This is a genomic window from Streptomyces sp. NPDC024698 (assembly GCF_055559015.1).
Map to the genome: position 1 here is coordinate 38920 of NZ_JBVHLK010000019.1, position 18256 is coordinate 57175.

General features: G+C 72.6%; 11 protein-coding genes. 4 read left to right on the top strand and 7 right to left on the bottom strand.

Annotation, left to right across the window (positions count from 1 at the left end; all coding sequences use genetic code 11):
* Window positions 1-26: 26 nt before the first annotated feature.
* Window positions 27-578 (bottom strand): hypothetical protein, encoded by a 552-nt coding sequence (locus ACZ4AA_RS30345; protein WP_467609788.1) that lies wholly within the window; start codon window positions 576-578, stop codon window positions 27-29.
* 342 nt (window positions 579-920) lie between these two features.
* On the opposite strand from ACZ4AA_RS30345, the gene ACZ4AA_RS30350 reads away from it, so the two are divergent.
* Window positions 921-1343 carry a subtilase-type protease inhibitor gene (locus ACZ4AA_RS30350; protein WP_467609790.1) on the top strand — a complete coding sequence of 141 codons (423 nt, stop codon included), beginning with the start codon at window positions 921-923 and terminating at the stop codon, window positions 1341-1343.
* 368 nt (window positions 1344-1711) lie between these two features.
* Entirely contained in the window at window positions 1712-3244 is a 1533-nt protein-coding gene (locus ACZ4AA_RS30355; protein ID WP_467609792.1) for a bifunctional phosphatase PAP2/diacylglycerol kinase family protein, read from the top strand.
* A gap of 102 nt (window positions 3245-3346) precedes the next feature.
* On the opposite strand, the gene ACZ4AA_RS30360 is transcribed toward ACZ4AA_RS30355, so the two are convergent.
* The 5 genes from ACZ4AA_RS30360 to ACZ4AA_RS30380 all read right to left on the bottom strand — a co-directional run bounded on the left by ACZ4AA_RS30360 (window position 3347) and on the right by ACZ4AA_RS30380 (window position 11185).
* Window positions 3347-4849, bottom strand: coding sequence for an MFS transporter (locus ACZ4AA_RS30360; protein WP_467609794.1), 1503 nt, complete (start codon window positions 4847-4849; stop codon window positions 3347-3349).
* A gap of 162 nt (window positions 4850-5011) precedes the next feature.
* A complete protein-coding gene (locus ACZ4AA_RS30365; protein WP_467609796.1) occupies window positions 5012-7843 on the bottom strand; it encodes an NHLP bacteriocin export ABC transporter permease/ATPase subunit in 2832 nt (943 codons plus the stop codon).
* A gap of 1 nt (window position 7844) precedes the next feature.
* Window positions 7845-10070, bottom strand: coding sequence for an NHLP family bacteriocin export ABC transporter peptidase/permease/ATPase subunit (locus tag ACZ4AA_RS30370; RefSeq protein WP_467609798.1), 2226 nt, complete (start codon window positions 10068-10070; stop codon window positions 7845-7847).
* Window positions 10067-10876, bottom strand: a complete 810-nt coding sequence (locus ACZ4AA_RS30375; RefSeq protein ID WP_467609800.1) for a hypothetical protein — start codon at window positions 10874-10876, stop codon at window positions 10067-10069. Before ACZ4AA_RS30375 ends, ACZ4AA_RS30370 begins: the two co-directional genes overlap by 4 nt.
* Before the next feature lie 93 nt (window positions 10877-10969).
* A complete protein-coding gene (locus ACZ4AA_RS30380; RefSeq protein WP_467609802.1) occupies window positions 10970-11185 on the bottom strand; it encodes a type A2 lantipeptide in 216 nt (71 codons plus the stop codon).
* A 721-nt stretch (window positions 11186-11906) separates the two neighbouring features.
* On the opposite strand from ACZ4AA_RS30380, the gene ACZ4AA_RS30385 reads away from it, so the two are divergent.
* The gene (locus tag ACZ4AA_RS30385; RefSeq protein WP_467609804.1) at window positions 11907-13310 is read left to right on the top strand and encodes a S1 family peptidase; all 1404 of its coding nucleotides are present in this window, start codon (window positions 11907-11909) and stop codon (window positions 13308-13310) included.
* Window positions 13311-13415: 105 nt separating this feature from the next.
* Here the strand turns inward: ACZ4AA_RS30385 and ACZ4AA_RS30390 are convergent, their stop codons facing one another.
* The gene (locus ACZ4AA_RS30390) at window positions 13416-15584 is read right to left on the bottom strand and encodes a SpoIIE family protein phosphatase (protein ID WP_467609806.1); all 2169 of its coding nucleotides are present in this window, start codon (window positions 15582-15584) and stop codon (window positions 13416-13418) included.
* A gap of 234 nt (window positions 15585-15818) precedes the next feature.
* On the opposite strand from ACZ4AA_RS30390, the gene ACZ4AA_RS30395 reads away from it, so the two are divergent.
* On the top strand, window positions 15819-18254 hold the full coding sequence (locus ACZ4AA_RS30395) for a SpoIIE family protein phosphatase (protein ID WP_467609808.1): 2436 nt from the start codon (window positions 15819-15821) through the stop codon (window positions 18252-18254).
* Window positions 18255-18256: the final 2 nt, after the last annotated feature.

Sequence of the window (18256 nt, forward strand, 5' to 3'; positions counted from 1 at the left end):
CGACCGCGGTCCGCGGGCCGGCCGGGTCACTCCTCGTCGCCGGGAGCTTCCGGCGATTCCGTGTCCGGGCCCTGTGAACGGACCCGCTGCACCTGCTCCAGCGATGCGCGCAGTTCGCCGAGCCAGTCGTCGGTGTGCCGCTGCACGAGACGGACGCACCAGGCCAGGGCGTCGCTGCGGCTGCGGGCGACCCCGGCCGCGACGAGCGTGTCGAGGACCTCGCGCTCGGGCTGGCGCAGCCGGGTCATGACGGGCGCGGCGACATGGGTGAACAGGGCGCGCTCGGTGCCGCACTCCACGCCCCAGGAGACCTTCTTGCCGAAACGGTGCTCCGCCTCGCGCGCGACCTCCATGCGGTCCTCGCGGGTGCGCTCGCGGAACTCCTGGACACGGGCCTGGAGCGCCGCCTCCTTCTCGGCGTCCGAGGCGCCCTCGGCGAGCTTCGGTTCGGGGATGCGGCCGACGACGGTGATCTCCTCGCGGTCGGCCCGCACCTCCGTCAGGCTCTCGAAGAGATCGTCGGGCAGGCGGCCGGCGAACCAGCCGCGCAGCTTCTCGCGTTGCTCCGATGTAATCATGTAATTACCATTACTCGCCCGCGATCGCGGCGCAAGGGGTGCCGGGGAAGTCCGCCGAGAGCGGAAGTCGAGGCGGCATGCCGGTTCAAGCGGAATGTTTCAGGCCTATTGCTGAGCCGTGTCATTCCGGCCAGGTGGCTGTCCGCAGTTGTCGTCGGGCGCTCAGTTACAGGCCTCACCCGATCGAATTCTGTGACTTCACGCCACTGATTCAATACTCAAAGTTACCGAAACGTGGGGGGTCGATGTGTGTTTCCTGTGCGGACTCGGCAGACTCGCGCTCGCCGAACCGGCACCGACCGAGCCGGTATCGCATTTCGATCGAGCGGAAGGATGCACACAATGCCGAACACCGCGCGTTGGGCAGCGACTCTCACCCTGACGGCCACCGCAGTCTGCGGCCCCCTTGTCGGGTCGGCCCACGCGGCCCCGTCCGGGCTCTACGCCCCCTCCGCCCTGGTGCTCACCACGGGCCACGGCCAGAGTGCCGCCGTCGCGACTCCGGAGCGCGCCGTCACCCTCAACTGCGCCCCTACGGCCTCCGGGACCCATCCGGCCGCACCCGACGCCTGCGCCGAACTCCGCGCGGTCAAGGGTGACCTCGACGCGCTGACGCCCAGAAACGGTGTCTTCTGTACCAGGCTGTACGACCCGGTGGTCGTCACCGTGGAAGGCGTCTGGCAGGGCAAGCGCGTCTCGTACGAGCACACCTTCTCCAACGAGTGCGTGAAGACCTCCTACGGGATGACGGTCTTCGCGTTCTGAGAGACCGGGATCGCGTGGCCGTCGTGAACATGGACCGGGAGCCGTAGCTGGGGAGTGCGGGACCCGTCACGAAGCGTCATGTGATTTCGCACCGAGGGCCGGTCAGACGGAGTGGGGCCGTCGACCGGCCCTCGGCATGTCCGCGTCCGCGCGGCCGCCCGAAGCCGGTACGGCATCACCGCCGAGGTGCCGGCGCGGCCGGCCGGGGCATCACCCCGAGGGCGCGGCCGCGGCCGGCCGGACTTTCCGGTCCGGCGGCGTTCGCGCACTACCACGCCGGGGGTTTCCGTGCGCCGCACGGCCCAGGCCCGTCACCGTTCCGGGTCGCCCGGGATGCCGGCGCGGCCGAGATGGAGTAGCGGTGGAGCATGGGTGCACTCCTCGACTGGGACCAGCGGCTGTTCACACGGGTGGCCTCCGCACGGGTGCCCGGAGCCGATCCGGCGCTGCTGCGGCTCAGCCACGCGGCCGACCACGGCCGCCTGTGGCTCGGCGCGGCCGCCGGGCTGGGCCTCGCCGGAGGCCCGGCCGGGCGCCGGGCGGCGCTGCGCGGTCTCGGCTCGCTCGCGCTGGCCTCGTTCACCGTCAACACGCTGGTGAAGTGGAGCGCCCGCCGCCCCCGCCCGCTGCTGGAAGGCGTCCCCACGATCCGGCGCCTGTCCCGACAGCCGCACACCACCTCCTTCCCCTCGGGGCACTCCGCCTCCGCCGCGGCCTTCGCCACCGCCGTCGCCCTGGAGTCCACGCGCTACGGCGTCCTGATCGCGCCCGTGGCCGCCGCCGTCGCCTTCTCCCGTGTCTACGTGGGGGTCCACTACCCGGGAGACGTCCTCGTGGGGGTGGCCGTCGGCGCGGGCGCGGCCGCCCTCACCTGCCGCTGGTGGCCGCCGCGCCCCGTCGTACCGGAGCGGGAGCGGCCCGCCGCGAGGGCACCCGCGCTGCCGCTCGGCAGGGGGCTTGTCCTCGTCGTCGACGCTCCGGCGGGTGCCGGAGCGCCCGGGGCCGCGCTGCACGCCCGGCGGCTGCGTTCCCTGCTGCCCGAGGCCGAGGTGATCGAGCGCGGCCCCGACGACGACTTCGCGGAGCTGCTCGCCGTGGCGGCCGACCGGGCCGTCGAGACGGGTGGCGCCCTCGGGGTCTGCGGGGGCGACGCCCGTCTCGGCGCCGCGGCCCGCGAGGCGGCCCGACGGGGGCTCGCGCTGGCCGTGTTCCCCGGCGGCACCGACGACCGCTTCGCGCGGGACGTGGGTGTGCACGACTTCGAGGGCGCCTCCGTCGCGGTCGCCCGCGGCGAGGCGGTCTCGGTGGACATCGGCGTGGCCCGTGCGGGCACGGGGGAGGACACCTGGTTCCTCAACGAGTTCAGCCTCGGCCCGTACCCCGAACTCGCCCGGCTGCGGGAGCGGCTTGAGCGGCGCTGGGCAGGCGCTCCGGCGGTGGCCGCCGCCCTGGTCCGGGTGCTCCGCGCCGCCCGGCCGGTCGAGCTGACCGTCAACGGCCGGCCCCGCAGCGTGTGGCTGCTCCTCGCGGGCAACGGGCAGTTCGTGCCGGAGGGGCTCGCCCCCGCCTTCCGGCCGCGTCTGGACGACGATCTGCTCGATGTGCGCCTGGTCGACGCCGGCCGCGCCCTCGCCCGTACCCGTGCCGTCGCCGCCGCGCTCCTCGGGACCCTGGAACACACGCGGGTCTACGAGGCCGAGCGGGTCCCCTGGGTGGAGCTGGAGGGGATCCTCGGCGCGGACGTCCCCGCGTTCGACGGTGAACCGCGCCCCGGCGCCGCCGGGTTGAGGCTGGAGAAGGAGTACCGGGCCCTGGTCGTGTACCGGCCCGCCCGGGCACGGGACGAGACGGTCCAGGAGGCGAGCGGGGTCCCGCCGCGGCCGCTCACCGCACAGGGGTGAGGGGCCGCCGTCTCCCTGCGGACGGCGGCCCCTCGGCCTGACCGGTGCCGCGACGGGGCGAACGCCGCCTGCCGTGGCACCGGTGATCGGGTCAGGACCCGCTCACATGTGGACGACCGGTGCGGCGTCCGGGTCCTGGACCGGCTTGCCGCGGCGGTAGAGGACCAACGCGATGAGCGCTCCCGCGGCGAAGAAGCCGGCCGACCACCAGAAGGCGGTGGTGTAGCTCTCGATCGTCGACCGGGCCTGGACCAGCTTGTCCGTCGCGTCCTTGCCGACGAGGTAGCTGCTCGCCGCGCCGGCGGCGAGGGTGTTCAGCAGCGCCGTGCCGATCGAACCGCCCACCTGCTGCATGGTGTTGACGGTCGCCGAGGCGACGCCCGCGTCCTCGGGGGCGATACCGCTGGTGGCCAGCGACATGGCGGGCGGCATCACCATGCCGAGCCCGGCGCCGATCAGGAGCAGCTGCGGCAGCACGTCGGTCGAGAAGGACGAGCCGACGCCGATGCCGGTCAGCCAGGCCATCCCGAGCGCGGCGACCGCGAAGCCCGCGGGGATGACGGCCTTCGGGCCGATCCGGGGCACCAGGACGGTGGTGGAGACCTGCGCCATGACCATCAGCGTCGCCATCATCGGCAAGAAGGCCACACCGGTCCTGGTGGGGCTGAAGCCGAGGTTCAGCTGAAGGTAGTAGGTCAGGAAGAGGAAGACGCCGAACATGCCCGCGCCGGTGATCAGGACCGCGAGGAACGAGGCGGCGCGGTTGCGGTCGAGCAGGACGCGCATCGGCAGCAGCGGGTGCGCGGCCCGAGTCTGCCACCAGGTGAACGCGGCCAGCAGGATGCCGCCCGCGGCGAGGAAGCCCCAGGTGAGAGGGGAGCTCCAGTCGTGGGTCTCGGCGTTGGAGAAGCCGTAGACCAGGGAGAAGAGGCCGGTGGAGACCAGTAGGGTGCCCGGCAGGTCGAGCTTGGAGTCCGCGGCGTCACGATGACCGCTCAGCAGGACCCAGCCGCCCGCGAAGGCGACGACGGCGAAGACGAGGTTGACGAACAGGGTCCAGCGCCAGTCGAGCGCGTCGGTCAGCAGGCCGCCGAGCAGCAGGCCCACCGCGCCACCGGCGCCGGCGATGGCGCCGTACACGCTGAACGCCTTGGCGCGCTCCTTGGCGTCGGTGAACGTCGTGTTCAGCAGTGAGAGGGCGGCCGGTGCGAGGAGGGCGCCGAACACGCCTTGCAGGGCGCGCGCGGTGACCAGCATCCCGAATCCGGTCGAGGCGCCGCCCAGCACGGAGGCACCGGCGAATCCGGCGACACCGACCAGGAAGGCGGGCTTGCGGCCGAAGAGGTCGGCGATCCGCCCGCCGAGCAGCAGCAGGGAGGCGAAGGCGAGGGAGTACGCGGTGACGATCCACTGCCGGCTGCCGTCGGAGAAACCGAGGTCCGCCTGGGCGGAGGGCAGGGCGATGTTCACGATGGTGGCGTCGAGGACCACCATCAGCTGGGCGATGCCGATGATCGAGAGGATCCACCACCGGCGCTTCGACGCGGCGGCGGACGCGGGGTCCGCCGCACCGGCGCCGGTGCCTTTGGTCAGGGTCTGGGACATGGGAGAGGCACTCCAGGGAAGTCGCTCGTTACATGTACGTAAACGAAACGGTTTCGTACACATCGACATCCCGACCTTAGGCCCCGCCGAGCGAAACGGCAACGTTTCGCTAGTCGTCCGGGTGTGACGTCCGTCCCATCGGCGTCCCTGGACCGTGGGAGCTCAGGCCAGCTGCCGCCGCACCAGCTCGTGCAGCCGGCCGCCCGTGTCCGCCAGCAGCTCCGCGGGTGAGCCCTGTTGAGCGACCCGGCCGTTCTCCATCACGATGACGCGGTCCGCGTCCAGCACCGTCGACAGCCGGTGCGCGATCACCACCCGGGTGGCGTTCAGCGCCTTGGTGCTCTCGATCACCGTGCGCTGCGTCGCGTTGTCCAGGGCGCTGGTCGCCTCGTCGAAGTAGAGGATGCGCGGCCGTCGTATCAACGCCTGCGCGATCATGAGGCGTTGACGCTGGCCGCCCGAGATGGCGCCGCTGCCCGCGACGAGCGTGTGCAGCCCCATCGGCATCCGCCTGATGTCCTCGGCCAGGCCCGCCATCTCGGCCGCCTCCATCGCCTCCTCCGGCGTGTACGCCTCGGTGCCGCAGATGCAGTCGAGGACCGAGCCCGTGAAGGGCTGCGCGTGCTGGAGCACCACACCGCACTGGCGCCGTACGGCGGACTGGTCGAGCGCCGCCAGATCCTGGCCGTCGTACAGCACACTGCCCGACACCGGCCGGTCGAAGCCGATCAGCAGCCGCAGCAGGGTGGACTTGCCGCAGCCGCTCGGGCCCACGACCGCCACGAACTCGCCCGGCCGGACGGAGAACGACACGTCGTCGAGGACGAGCGGACCGTCGTCGGCGTAGCGGAACGACAGCCGCCGTGCCTCGATCCCGCCGGACAGCACACCGGGACGCGTACTCGCCCCGCGCACCTCGGGCGTCGCGTCGAGCACCGGCCTGATCTCCTCGAACATCGGCAGCGCGGCCACCGCGGACACGAGTGCCCCGGTGATCTGGGCGACCGACGTCAGCAGCATCGTCATCGACGTGTTGAAGGTGAGGAAATCCGCCGCCGACAGCGATCCGCGCGCCGGACCCGCCAGCAGCATGAACATCAGCAGGGAGCACAGCGGCAGATACACCGAACCCATCACCGTCGTCAGGTTCTTGACGCGGCCGACCTGCTGCTGGAGTTCACGGCTGCGGGCGAATCCGCCCGCCCAGGCCGCGTACGCGTAGTTCTCGGCCGCCGCGACCCGCAGCTTGGGCAGCCCGCGCAAGGTCTGGAAGGCCTGGTTGTTCAGCTTGTTGCCCAGCACCACCAGGCGGCGCTGCCCGCGCACCTGCCACAGGCCGAGCCCCAGGAACACGGCCGCGACGACGACGAGCATGCCGATCGCGGCCAGCGCCATGGGCGCGCTGTACCAGAACAGCAGACCCAGGTTCATCGCGCCGACCGTGCCCGCCTGCGCGAGCGTGGGGCCGACCCCCGCGAGCAGCCTGCGGATCGCGCTCACGCCCATCGCGGCGCTCGCGAGCTCACCGGTCGAACGGGCGGCGAAGAACGAGGTGGGGAGCCTCAACAGGCGGTCCCACACCGCCGGTTGGAGACTCGCCTCGATCCGGCCCTCCATCCGCAGCAGGGTGAGGTTCTGGAGCAGCATGAACGCCGCCGACACCACGCTGGTGACGATGAGCGCGAGACAGACCTGCGTGATCAGTCCCTGCTCGGCCCGCGGGACGTAACTGCCGAGCACCCGGCCGGTCGCGACCGGCACCAGGGCCCCGATCGCCACGGTCACCAGAGAGCTGATCGCGAGGTTCCGCAGATCCCCGCCCGTGCCCGTGAGACAGAACCGCAGCAGCCTCAGCGGGCTCAGCCTGCGTTCGGGCAGCGGGCGGTAGAACATCACGGCGCGCGGCTCGAACTCCGGGGCGTTGGCCTTCTCCACCGGTGTCTCCCGCCCGGACGACGGCTGTACGGCGACATAGCCGCCCCGCCGCCACAGGAGCGCCACCGGCGCGCCGGACACCGCCCGGCTGCCGACCAACGGACCGATGTCGTCCCGCCACCAGCGTCCGTCCAGCCGCACGGCACGGGTGCGCAGCCGTGAGGCGATCGCGATCCGTTCGACGGGGTCGAGCCGCTCGCTCTCCGTGCCGCCGCCCGCCCGTTCCGCGAGCGTGACCCCGGCCGCCCGGGCGACCAGTTCGCAGGCCGCGTAGGTGGCGTCCGTGTCCGCCGCGGTCGGGCGCTTGGGCGCGGTTCTCCCGATCGAGGCGAGCAGGGTGCGGTCGGCCTGGGCGCGGACGGCCTCACCGGCCTCGATGCCCGCCGCCGCACGGTCCTCGTGGCCGGCCTCCAGCTCCTCGATCCATCGGTCGAGCATGGACAGCAGCCGGTGCTGCTGGTCGACCATGCCCTGCCAGACACCGGAGTCCATCAGCAGATCGGCCGCCGCCTCGGCCCCGTACAGCGAGCCGTACTGCACGCTCCTGGGCGGGACCTGCATCCAGAACACGTCCTCGTCGGTGGGCGCGGCGGCGTTCTGCGTGGCCGTGGGCGCCTGGAAGAGGACGGACAGGCCGCGTCCGACGCCGAGCGCGAGGGCGTGCTCCAGCGGGCTCGACACCGGCGGCACCGACTGCGGGTTGCCGTAGGCGTCGTACGACCAGGTCGCGGTGTCCGCCGCCGGCTGGTGCAGCTCGCGCAAGCCGATCCGGCGCAGCTCGCAGCCGCGCAACGGCCTTCCCACCAGCGTGTGCTGAGGACCCGTCACCGGGCCGAGGAGCAGGGAACCTGCTTCGAGGCGGCCGAGGTGGTGCCAGTGGCCCTGCCGGGCCGCGTCGACCGCGAACAGGTCCATGGCGCCCGCGATCACCAGCCACAGGACCTGCGGGCCCTCCAGATCCAGGCGGCCGAGACCCGCGCCGCCGACCGGGGTGCCCATGCCGCCGAGCGCGCCGAGCACCGAGTCCTGTTCGTGGACTCCTTCGTGAACCGTCGTCATCTCAACGCTCCCTGACCAGACCGGCGTACGGGCCGCCGGCCGCCACCAGTGCCTCGTGCCGCCCGCGTTCCACGATCCGGCCGTGTTCGAGCACGACGATCTCGTCGCTGTCCCGCACGGTGCTGAGCCGGTGGGCGATCACCACACAGGCGCAGCCGCGCCGGCGCAGGTTGTCCATGACGGTCTGTTCCGTCTCCGCGTCCAGGGCGCTGGTGACCTCGTCGAGCACCAGGATGCTGGGCCTGCGCACCAACGCCCGCGCGATCTCCAGACGTTGCCGCTGACCGCCGGAGAAGTTCCGGCCGTCCTGCTCGACGCGGCTGTGGATCCCGCCGGGGCGGCGCGCGACGACGTCGTACAGCGCGGCGTCCTGGAGCGCGGCGGTCACCGCGTCGTCGGGGATCGAGGGATCCCACAGCGCCACGTTGTCGCGGACCGTGCCCTCGAAGAGGAACACGTCCTGGTCCACGAACGACACGGAGGAGGCGAGCGCACCGCGCGGTATGTCCTCCAGCCGGCGGTCGTCGATACGGATCGTGCCCTCCCACGGGGTGTACAGGCCCGAGATGAGCCGGGACACCGTCGACTTGCCGCTGCCCGAACCGCCGACGAGGGCGACCTGCTGCCCCGGGCCGACCGTCAGCGAGAACCCGGACAGCAGCGGCTCGTCGAGCGGGCTGTAGCCGAACGTGATGTTCTCCAGTTCGACATGGCCCCGCAGCCGCCGGGTCGACTCGCCCGTGCCCGAGCGCGCGTAGAGCGGGTCGGCGCGGAAGTTCTCCACGTCCCTGAGCCGCGCCACGTCGGCCGCGAAGTCCTGGATGCGGCCGGCCACGCCGTTGAGCCGGGTCACCGGCGCGGTGAAGCGGGTCACCAGGGCCTGGAAGGCGACCAGCAGCCCCACCGAGACCTGTCCCTCGACCGCCCGCAGACCGCCGATCCACAGGATCAGCGCGCTGTTGAGCATCGCCAGGGTCGGGGCGACCACGCCCAGCCAGGCGCTCGGCACACCGAGGCGCTGCTGCTCCTCCAATGTGGTGGCGTGCTGGCCCGCCCACTTGCGGAAGTAGCCGTCCTCGCCGCCGGTGGCCTTCATCGTCTCGATCAACTGGAGCCCGGTGTAGGCGGTGTTGGTCAGCCGGGCGGTGTCGGCGCGCAGCTTGGCCGTGCGGGTGGCGCGCAGCCGGATCACCACGCGCATCGCCACCACGTTGAGCAGCGCGACACCGATGCCGACGGCCGTCAGCTGCGGGTCGTAGGTGTAGAGCAGCACGGCGTACAGGACGACGACGACCGCGTCCACGCCCGCTGCGGCCAGGTCGCGCGCCAGGGTCTCGGCCACCGCGTCGTTGGACTGGAGTCGTTGCACGAGGTCGGCCGGGCTGCGCTGGGAGAAGAAGGTGACCGGCAGCCGCAGCAGATGCCGCAGGAACCGGGCGCTGGAGAGCGTCGAGGAGATGATGCGGCCGCGCAGGAGATTCGCCTGCTGGAGCCAGGTCAGCACCACCGTCAGCAGCACGGAGGCGCCCATGGACGCGAACAGCACGCCGAGCAGCGAGCTCTGACCGCCGATCAGATACTGGTCGATGAACGTGCGGCTCAGCGCGGGTACGGCCGCGCCGACCGCGACCAGCAGCAGACTCGCCAGCACGGCGACGGGCATCGTGCCCGAAGTGCCGCGCAGCCGGGCCGGCATGGCGCCCAGTACCCCGGGTCTGCGGCCTCCCCTGCGGAATTCGGCTCCCGGCTCCATGACCAGGACGACTCCGGTGAAGCTGGTGTCGAAGTCCTCCATGGGTACGAAACGGCGGCCCTTGCCGGGGTCGTTGACGTACACGCCCCGGCGTCCGAAGCGGCGCCCCATGCCGTCGTACACGACATAGTGGTTGAACTCCCAGAACAGGATCGCGGGCCCCCGCACCTCGGCGAGCGCGGCCGTGTCCATCTGCATGCCCTTGGCGGTCAGACCGTAACTCCGCGCCGCTTTCAGCAGGTTGCTCGCGCGCGAACCGTCCCGCGAGACACCGCACGCGATGCGCAGCTCTTCGAGCGGGACGTGCCGGCCGTGGTGGCCGAGCACCATCGCGAGGGACGCGGCACCGCACTCCACGGCCTCCATCTGGAGGACGGTGGGCGTACGCACGCTCCTGACCCGGGTCCTGGGCACGCCCCGCCGGGCCGGCGTGGCGGCGCGGCGTCGGCCGCGGGTCTCCGGCGCGGGGCTCACGGCAGGAGCCAGTCGACGGGGCGCTGGCCGGCGAGGCGGATGGAGGCGGTGGCCGAGGTCATGGAGGCCGGTGCGTAGGGCGGCCCGTCCGCGGAGGACCACGTCAGTCCACTCGGCGTGGTGGAGGACCGGTCGAGCCGGACGAGGACGGCGACCGGCCTGCCCTTCCGGCTGAACTGCTCGCCCAGTTGGGCGTCTCCCAGGTACGCGGCTATCTGCTGCCGGGTCTGCACGACGCGGCCCACCGCCTTCACATGGCCGCGCAGCACTCCGTACCGCTGGGCCGGCACGGACTGCACGGCGAGGTCGACGGCGGCGCCGGCGGGTATGCCCGCGGCGCTCCCCGCGGAGACGTACACCGTCGCGTACAGGGGGTCGTCGGCGTGGGCGACCTTCTCCACGGCGGCCACGTCGGCGCCGGTCGAGATGATCGCGCCGATGGTGGCGGCCAGGGCGGTGACACGGCCCGCGGCGACCGTGCGGACGACGGACGTCTCCCCCTGCGCGGTACGCACCTTCAGTACGGGCGCGTTCGCGGGAAGCCGTTCGCCCTCCTTCGTGAGGACCGCGGTGACCTGCCCGGCGACCGGGCTCTGGAGGATGTAGCTGCCCTCGGCGTGGGTGAGGACGGCGGGCGCGTCGACGGTGGACGCGACGGTGCCCGTCACGGCCCACACGGAGGCGGCGGCCACGGCGAGAACGGTCACGGCGAGGACGAGCCGGCCCTGCGGGCGGGCGAAGCGGACCGGGAGGTCGAGCTCTTCGGGCGACCGCAGTCGGGCGAGGGCCTGCTGGCGGAACTGCACGGGATGCTTCTCACCTGTTCGAGAGGCTCACGGCACCCGAGAGTCCCGGAACCTGTGGGGCGGCTCCGGGACTCTCGGCGGCGTGAAACGCGATCAGAGACCGGCGACCAGGCCGGTGACCGGGGCGGTGTTCAGGCCGGTCACACCCTCGACGGTGCCGATGGCCGTGCCCAGGACGCCGGAGACCGGGGCAACGCCGTCCACCAGGCCGGTGACGGTGCCGACCGCGTTCAGCGAAAGGCCACCGGAGACGTTGTCGAGGTCGGCGTCGGAGATCTCGGCGGTCTCGACACGGGGGGTGGAGTTCATGATGGAACTTCCCTTCATATGGATAGTCACAAGGGGGGAGAGCGGCCCCCTCTGGGGGACAGAAAACGGCCGCCACCGCGGGGCGCGGCGCTCGTTCCCGGGAACGGTGCCGCGACCTGTGCGATGCCACGGATCAAAGCACGGCCGCAGCGCGCCCTTCCACTCAACCAGGGCTCTCACCTGCGCATTTGTGCTCCATGAGCGGGGAAGCGTGCAGGGGCGCACACGCCTCTGCGGCCACTTCTTCACATGCTGCGCGGCATCGGTTCACCCGAACCCTTGCCACGTGCGCGCCGAAGGGGGCGGGCCCGCCCGATCGGCGCGCGGGGGGCGCGCGACTGTGCAGATCCCCGGTCCGAGGTGACCCCGGTGAGCACGGGCTGTGCAGATTCCCCGAACCCGGGATTCCGCCCTCACTTGTCGACGGAGTGTCCCCGGGTGGTCGCGGTCCGTGCCCGCCGGGGGAGTGGTGCGGCGGTCGTGGCCGTCGGCCGGCCGGGATGCGCGGACACCGAGGCCGTGCCCCGATCCCCGTCGCAGCCCGCCCCGCGAGTGAAATGCCCCGGTTGTCTCCGCAATCGATGTCTTTGGCGAGACCAACTCCCGCGATTTGCAATGGCAGTTGAACACCCCGGGAGACACACGCGTATCAACGGGCAAGCAGGCGCCCCCTAGTCAGCTGCCGGACGCGGCACCGCCCCCGTCCCCAGGAGGTCAAGAGTTGAGTCACAAACGGATACCCAAGCGCAAGGCCGCCATCGCGGTGGGAGGCGTCGCGGCGCTCGGAGCGGCGGCTCTGCTGCTGCCCAACGCCAACGCGTCGCAGTCGAACGGGGATGCCGCCACTCCCAGAACCTTCAAGGCGAACGACGTCTCGAACGTCGCCTCCATGCTGGCCACCCAGCTGGGCGACACCTTCGCCGGCTCGTACTACGACGCGCAGCAGAAGCAGCTCGTCGTGAACATCGTCGGTAACAACAGCAACGCCGTCGACCAGATCGAGAAGGCCGGCGCGGTGGCCCACCAGGTGCAGAACAGCACCGCCGCGCTGACGAGCGCCGCCAAGACGCTCAAGGCCGACGCGACCGTCCCGGGCACGGCGTGGTCCGTGGACCCGAAGACCAACGAGATCCGCGTGACCGCGGACTCCACGGTCACCGGCGACAAGTGGAACACCGTGGAGTCGACCGTCAAGAACCTCGGTTCGGGCGTGGCGACCCTCTCGAAGTCGGCGGGAACCCTCAAGCCCTTCGTCGACGGCGGCGACGCCATCTTCGGCGGCAACGTGCGCTGTTCGCTCGGCTTCAACGTCACCGCGGGCGACGGAACCCCCGCCTTCCTCACCGCGGGCCACTGCGGTGTCGCCGCCGCCAAGTGGTCGGACTCGCAGACCGGCGCGTCCATCGCCACCGTCGACCAGGCCACCTTCCCCGGGGCGGGCGACTTCTCCCTCGTCAAGTACGACGACCCGGCCACGCAGACGAACAGTGCCGTCAACGTCGGCAACGGGCAGAGCGTCCAGATCAACCAGGCCGTGGAAGCCGCGGTCGGCCAGCAGGTCTTCCGGATGGGCAGCACCACGGGTCTGCACAACGGCAACGTGACCGGCCTCAACGCCACCGTGAACTACCCGGAGGGCACCGTCACGGGCCTCATCCAGACCGATGTGTGCGCCGAGGCGGGCGACAGCGGTGGCTCGCTGTTCACCCAGGACGGCGGCGCGGTCGGCCTGACCTCCGGCGGCAGCGGCGACTGCACGGCCGGCGGCGAGACCTTCTTCCAGCCCGTCACCACCGCGCTGGCCGCGGTCGGTGCGACGCTGGGCGCCGGAGACGCGGGTGCGGCGGGCACGGGCGGCGCGGCCGACCCCAGCGCGAGCGCGGCCGACCCCGGCGCGACGGACCCGGGCGCGGTGGACCCGAGCGCGAGCGCGGCCGACCCCGGCGCGGGCGGCGTGGCCGACCCCAGCGCGAGCGCGGCCGACCCGGCCGCGACGGACCCGGGCGCGGGCACCGGACAGAGCGGTACGAACCACCGGCACAAGAAGCACCACAAGTCCGGCGCGGCGGCCCAGCAGTCGGCCGCGGCCTCGGGTGACGGCTCGGGCCTCGTGTCCACGCCGTGAAGCCGGTGAACCCGGCGATCAAGAACCACTGAGCGGCCAACGGAACAGGGAATTCCGGCCGACGGTGGACAGGTCCGGCCCTCCGGCGGGAGGGTCGGACCGCCCTCATGCGGGGCCACTACTCCCGCCGTGCGGCCGTACCCGCAGCAGCAGCAGCGCCACATCGTCAGGCCGCTCCTGCGCGACCTCGCCCCGCTGGAGCAGGGTGTCGGCCAGCTCGTCCAGCGGCTGGTGCCCGCTCGCGGCCAGCCTGCGCGCGAGATCGGCGAGCGCGTCCTCGATGTCGACACCGGGGGTCTCGATCAGACCGTCGGTGTACAGGGCGAGCACGGACCCGGGGATCAGCGGCACCTCGGTCGTGGGATAGACGGCGTGGGCGTCGATCCCCAGCAGCGGCCCGCCCGCCAGGTCGAGCACCTTCACCTTGCCGTCGGGACGCAGCAGCAGCGGCGGCGGATGCCCCGCCCTGGCCATCACGGCGACATGGCGCGCCGGGTCCAGCCGCAGATACAGACAGCTGGCGAAGAGCTCGGTGCCCAGGTCGATGAGCAGCCGGTTGGTGCTTCCCATCACCTCCCCCGGCCCTTGACCCACCGCCGTGTACGCGCGGACCGCGGTACGGAGCTGCCCCATCAGCCCCGCCGCCGTCACGTTGTGCCCCTGGACGTCCCCGATCACCGCCGCCGCCCGGCCGTTCGAGGACACCAGGTCGTAGAAGTCACCGCCGATGTCCATGCCCTGGGTCGCCGGCAGATAGCGTGCCGCCGCCTCGATCGAGGCCAGCGGCGGCAGCGAGGCCGGCAGCAGCGCCGCCTGGAGGCCCTGGGCGAGCTGGAGCTTGGCGTCGTAGAGCAGGGCGCGTTCCAGCGCCTGGGCGATCAGCCCGCTCAGACTGGTCAGCACCGCCCGCTCGTCGGGCGCGAAGTGGTGGGACTGCGTGTACCCGAGGACACACGTGCCCACCGCCCGGCCGGAGGCGACCAGCGGCAGATACGCCCACGCCCCCATGCCGTCAGGGGTCGCGTTCCGTGACGGGTACAGCCGCTCCAGCTGCTCGCGCGAGTCGAAGAACGCGGGCACCCCCGTGTTCAGGGCCTGGGCGCCCGGCGTCGGCTCGCTCAGCGGCAGCCCGTTGAACCGCTCCACGATGTGCGCGTCCGGATAGCCGCGGTGCCCCAGGACGTGCATGCGCCCGGCCCGGCTCGCGAGGACGACCAGGGACTGGCTCCCGACGGCGGGCGAGATCTCGTCCGCCACCAGCTGCACCACGTCCTGCACCCCCGCCGCCTCCGTCAGCGCGCTCGCCAGACTCAGCACATGGGAGATCGTCACCAGGCGCGGGCTGCCGTCACGCCGCTGCGGTCCCGCCCGCGTCATCTCGGACACCGGCCTGGCCCGCGAGATCCGCACGCTCAGCCCGCTCGTACTCGGATACAGCCGGAACGACAGCCAGTCTCCAGGGGGCCGCAGCGCGACGAAGGAGGTCACGTGCTGGCTGATCAGCGCTGCCCGGTAGCGGTCCTCGTAGACCGGGTCGTTCAGCCAGGGCACCGCCGCCCACAGCTGGGTGCCCAGGAGACGGCTGACCGGCACGCCGAGCAGCTCGGCCGTCGCCGCGTTGGCGAAACCGACCCGCCCGTGCAGATCCAGCGAGCACAGCCCGTACGGCAGCCGCCCCACCATCCGCGTGGCCTCCACCGTGCCGAGCGTGCCGCCGGGATCCGTCGCCGACGGCGTGAGCAGGTCGGGCTCGGGGTGCAGCGGGAGGTTCTCCGCGGCGGCCCGCTCCAGGCGCAGCGCGAGCCGGTCGCAGGCCGCGGTGAGCCGTTCGCGTTCCCGGTCGGAGAGGTCCTGCGGGTGCGAGCCGGGCCAGGTGACGTAGGCGGCGCCGTAGACGGTGGTCGCCGTGGCCACCGGGAGCGCGGCCAGGGCGAAGGGGTAGGGGAGCACCACGGCGATCCGGGGATACCTGCGGGCCATCTCCTGCTCGCCCCCCACCCAGACCAGCCGCCGCTCCCGTACGGCCTCGGCGACCGGGATCGGCGCGTTGAGCCCCACACGTTCCCAGGGAGCGGCGAAGGCGCGCGGCAGCCCCGCGGAGACCGCCATCTCCAGGACGGGCTCGCGCGAGGCCAGCAGATAGACGGCTCCCGAGTGCGCGTGCACGTCGTCGAGCATCGAGGCCAGGGTCAGCGACAGCAGCGGACGTCCCACGGGGGCCGGCCGGGCCGCCGGTGCCTGCGCGGCCTCCAGTCCCTCGGACACGGCGACCACCTCCTCGCGGGGCCGTCCACGACCTCCGCACCTCCAGGGGACAAGGCTCCTCCCTGGCGGCCGATCGCGCACGGCGAACCGGCCCCGCCCCGGGAGCACGGTGTGCGGCCCAAGCGTCACGACGGTTTCGATTGCGTTCGATCGGCCGTCCCGCACGGGCTCCACCGCAGGCCCGACGCGTTCGGAACGGTCACAGGGGCTGCGCCCGAGCCCGGGAAGCGCTGTAATGACGGCGTGGTCAGTGAGGGTGCTGCGGAACGCGGAACGAGAACGTCGCGTGCCGAACTTGCCCTGAAGACGCTCACCGCGGATCTCGACCCACGCGAACGGCTGCACCGCCTGCTGGAACAGGCGCTCGTCTTCACCGGTGCGACCGTGGCAGCCGTGTACTCACCCAGTGTGAGCGGCGGTGAACTGCATCTGGCCGAGTCCGCAGGAGTGCCCAGGACGCTGTACGGGCTCCGCGACAGCTACCCCCTGCCCGGCGGCTCCCCGGCCGCCGAGGCCCTGCGCACGGGAGAGCCCTGCTGGCTCGGCCCCGAGCAGCTCGCCCACTGCGCCGATGCCCGGCGGCTGTCCTTCCAGGACTTCACGCTGGCCGTGCTGCCCCTGCGGGACCGGACCGGCTGCCTGGTCGCCGTCAGCGACAACCCCGACGGATTCGGCGCCGAGGACCGGGCCTGCCTCGGACTGCTCGCCGAGGCCGTCGTCTGCCCACCGGCCCCCCTGCCCGACGACACGGCGGAACTGCCCGCCAGCTCGTTCAGCCTCGCCATGGACACGGGGCACGTCGAGGTCGACCACGAGGTGCTCGAACTGTTCGGGCTGTCCCCCACCGCCTTCGACGGCAAGGTCGAGACCCTGCTGTCCATGGCGGTCCCCGAGGACCTCCCGGCACTGATGTCCGCGGTGGAACCGGACCACATGTCCATCGGCGACCGCGAACTGGAGTTCCGCATCCTCCAGCCGTCCGGCGGACACCTGTGGCTCCGGCTGCGCGCCCGCCTGCTGCCCTCGGGGGAGGGCCGTCCCGCACGGCTCGTGGGCACCGTCTCCGACGCCTCCAAGCTGCGCTCCGGGGTCAGCGACGTGGGCCGCGTCCAGCGGCTCGCCGCCGCCCTGGCCACCGCCGGCACCGTCCGCGACGTCGGCCAGGCCGTCGTCACCGCCCTGCGCAAACCCCTCCAGGCCGACCGGATCGCCGTCGCCGAGCTGGAGGGCGACCGCCTCGTCGTCACCCTCCTGGACCCCCCGCAGCCGGAGTTCTGGCCGGAGCTGTGGCGCAGTGAATGGCGCTCCGAGTGGCCCGACGCCCCCGTCCGGGCCATGCCCACGCTCGCGGCGGCCCTGAACGAGGGGCGTCCCGCCATCTGGCCCGCGGGCGCCGACCTGGAACCCGCGCTCTCCGAGGTCGGCCCCGGCGGACTCGCCGTCCTGCCGCTGCCCGCGGGCGGACGCATGGCGGGCGCCTGCCTGATCGGCTGGGACACCCCGCACGAGTTCGCCCCCGAGGAGCGGGCGCTGCTCACCGCCTCCGCGGGACTCGCCGGGCAGGCCCTGGTGCGCGCCCACGCCTTCGACGCCGAGCACGAACTCATCAGCATGCTCCAGCGGACCCTGCTCCCGCGCCGACTGCCCCGGCTGCCCGGCGCGGTCGCCGTCGCCCGCTATCTGCCCACCACCTCCGGCCTGGACGTCGGCGGCGACTGGTACGACGTCATCCCGCTGCCCGACAACCACGTCGCCCTCGTCATCGGCGACGTCCAGGGACACAACGCCTCGGCCGCCACCGTCATGGGCCAGATGCGCACCGCCCTGCGCGCCTACGCCGTCGAGGGCCACCCGCCCGACGTGGTGGTCTCGCACGCCAACCGGCTCCTCCTCGATCTGGAGACCGACCTCTTCGCCACCTGCTGCTATGTCGACATCGACATGGAGGAGGGGTCCGCCTGGTATGTGCGCGCCGGACACATCCCGCCCGTGCTGCGCCACCCGGACGGCCGTACCGAGGTCCCCGAGTCGGAGCCCGGGCCGCCCCTCGGCGTCATCCGGCAGACCGACTTCCCCATGAGCCCGCTGCGGCTCCAGCCCGGCACCATCGTCGCGCTGACCACCGACGGCCTGGTCGAGTCCGTCGAGCTCGACATCGAGGACGGCCTGAAACGCCTCGCCGAGGGCCTCGCCGGCTCCGACCCCGCCGAGCTCGGGCTCGTCGCCGACGAACTGCTCACGAGCGCCAACCGCAGCGACGACGTGGCCCTGCTGCTGATGCGCTACGACGGCATGGAGGTACTGCCGCTCCGCGAGAGCTGGACCGTCTGGCGGGTACCCGAGGCGGTCCGGCACGCCCGCCGCTACACCCGGCGCGCCCTGCGCAGCTGGGGCGTCACCGAGTACACGGACGCCGCCCTGCTGATCGTCTCGGAACTCGTCACCAACGCCCTGGTGCACACCGACGGGCAGGTCAGGCTCGACCTCACCCTCCTCAACCACCGCCTGCGCATCGCGGTCGCCGACAACTCGCCCCGCACACCGATCAAGCCCACCAGCATCGGCTGGGAGGCCACCGGAGGCCGCGGCGTCCTGCTCGTCGAGGCGATGTCGGCGACGTGGGGCACGGTGCCGGTGAGCGGCGGGAAGCAGGTCTGGAGCGAGATCGCGCTCGACTGACG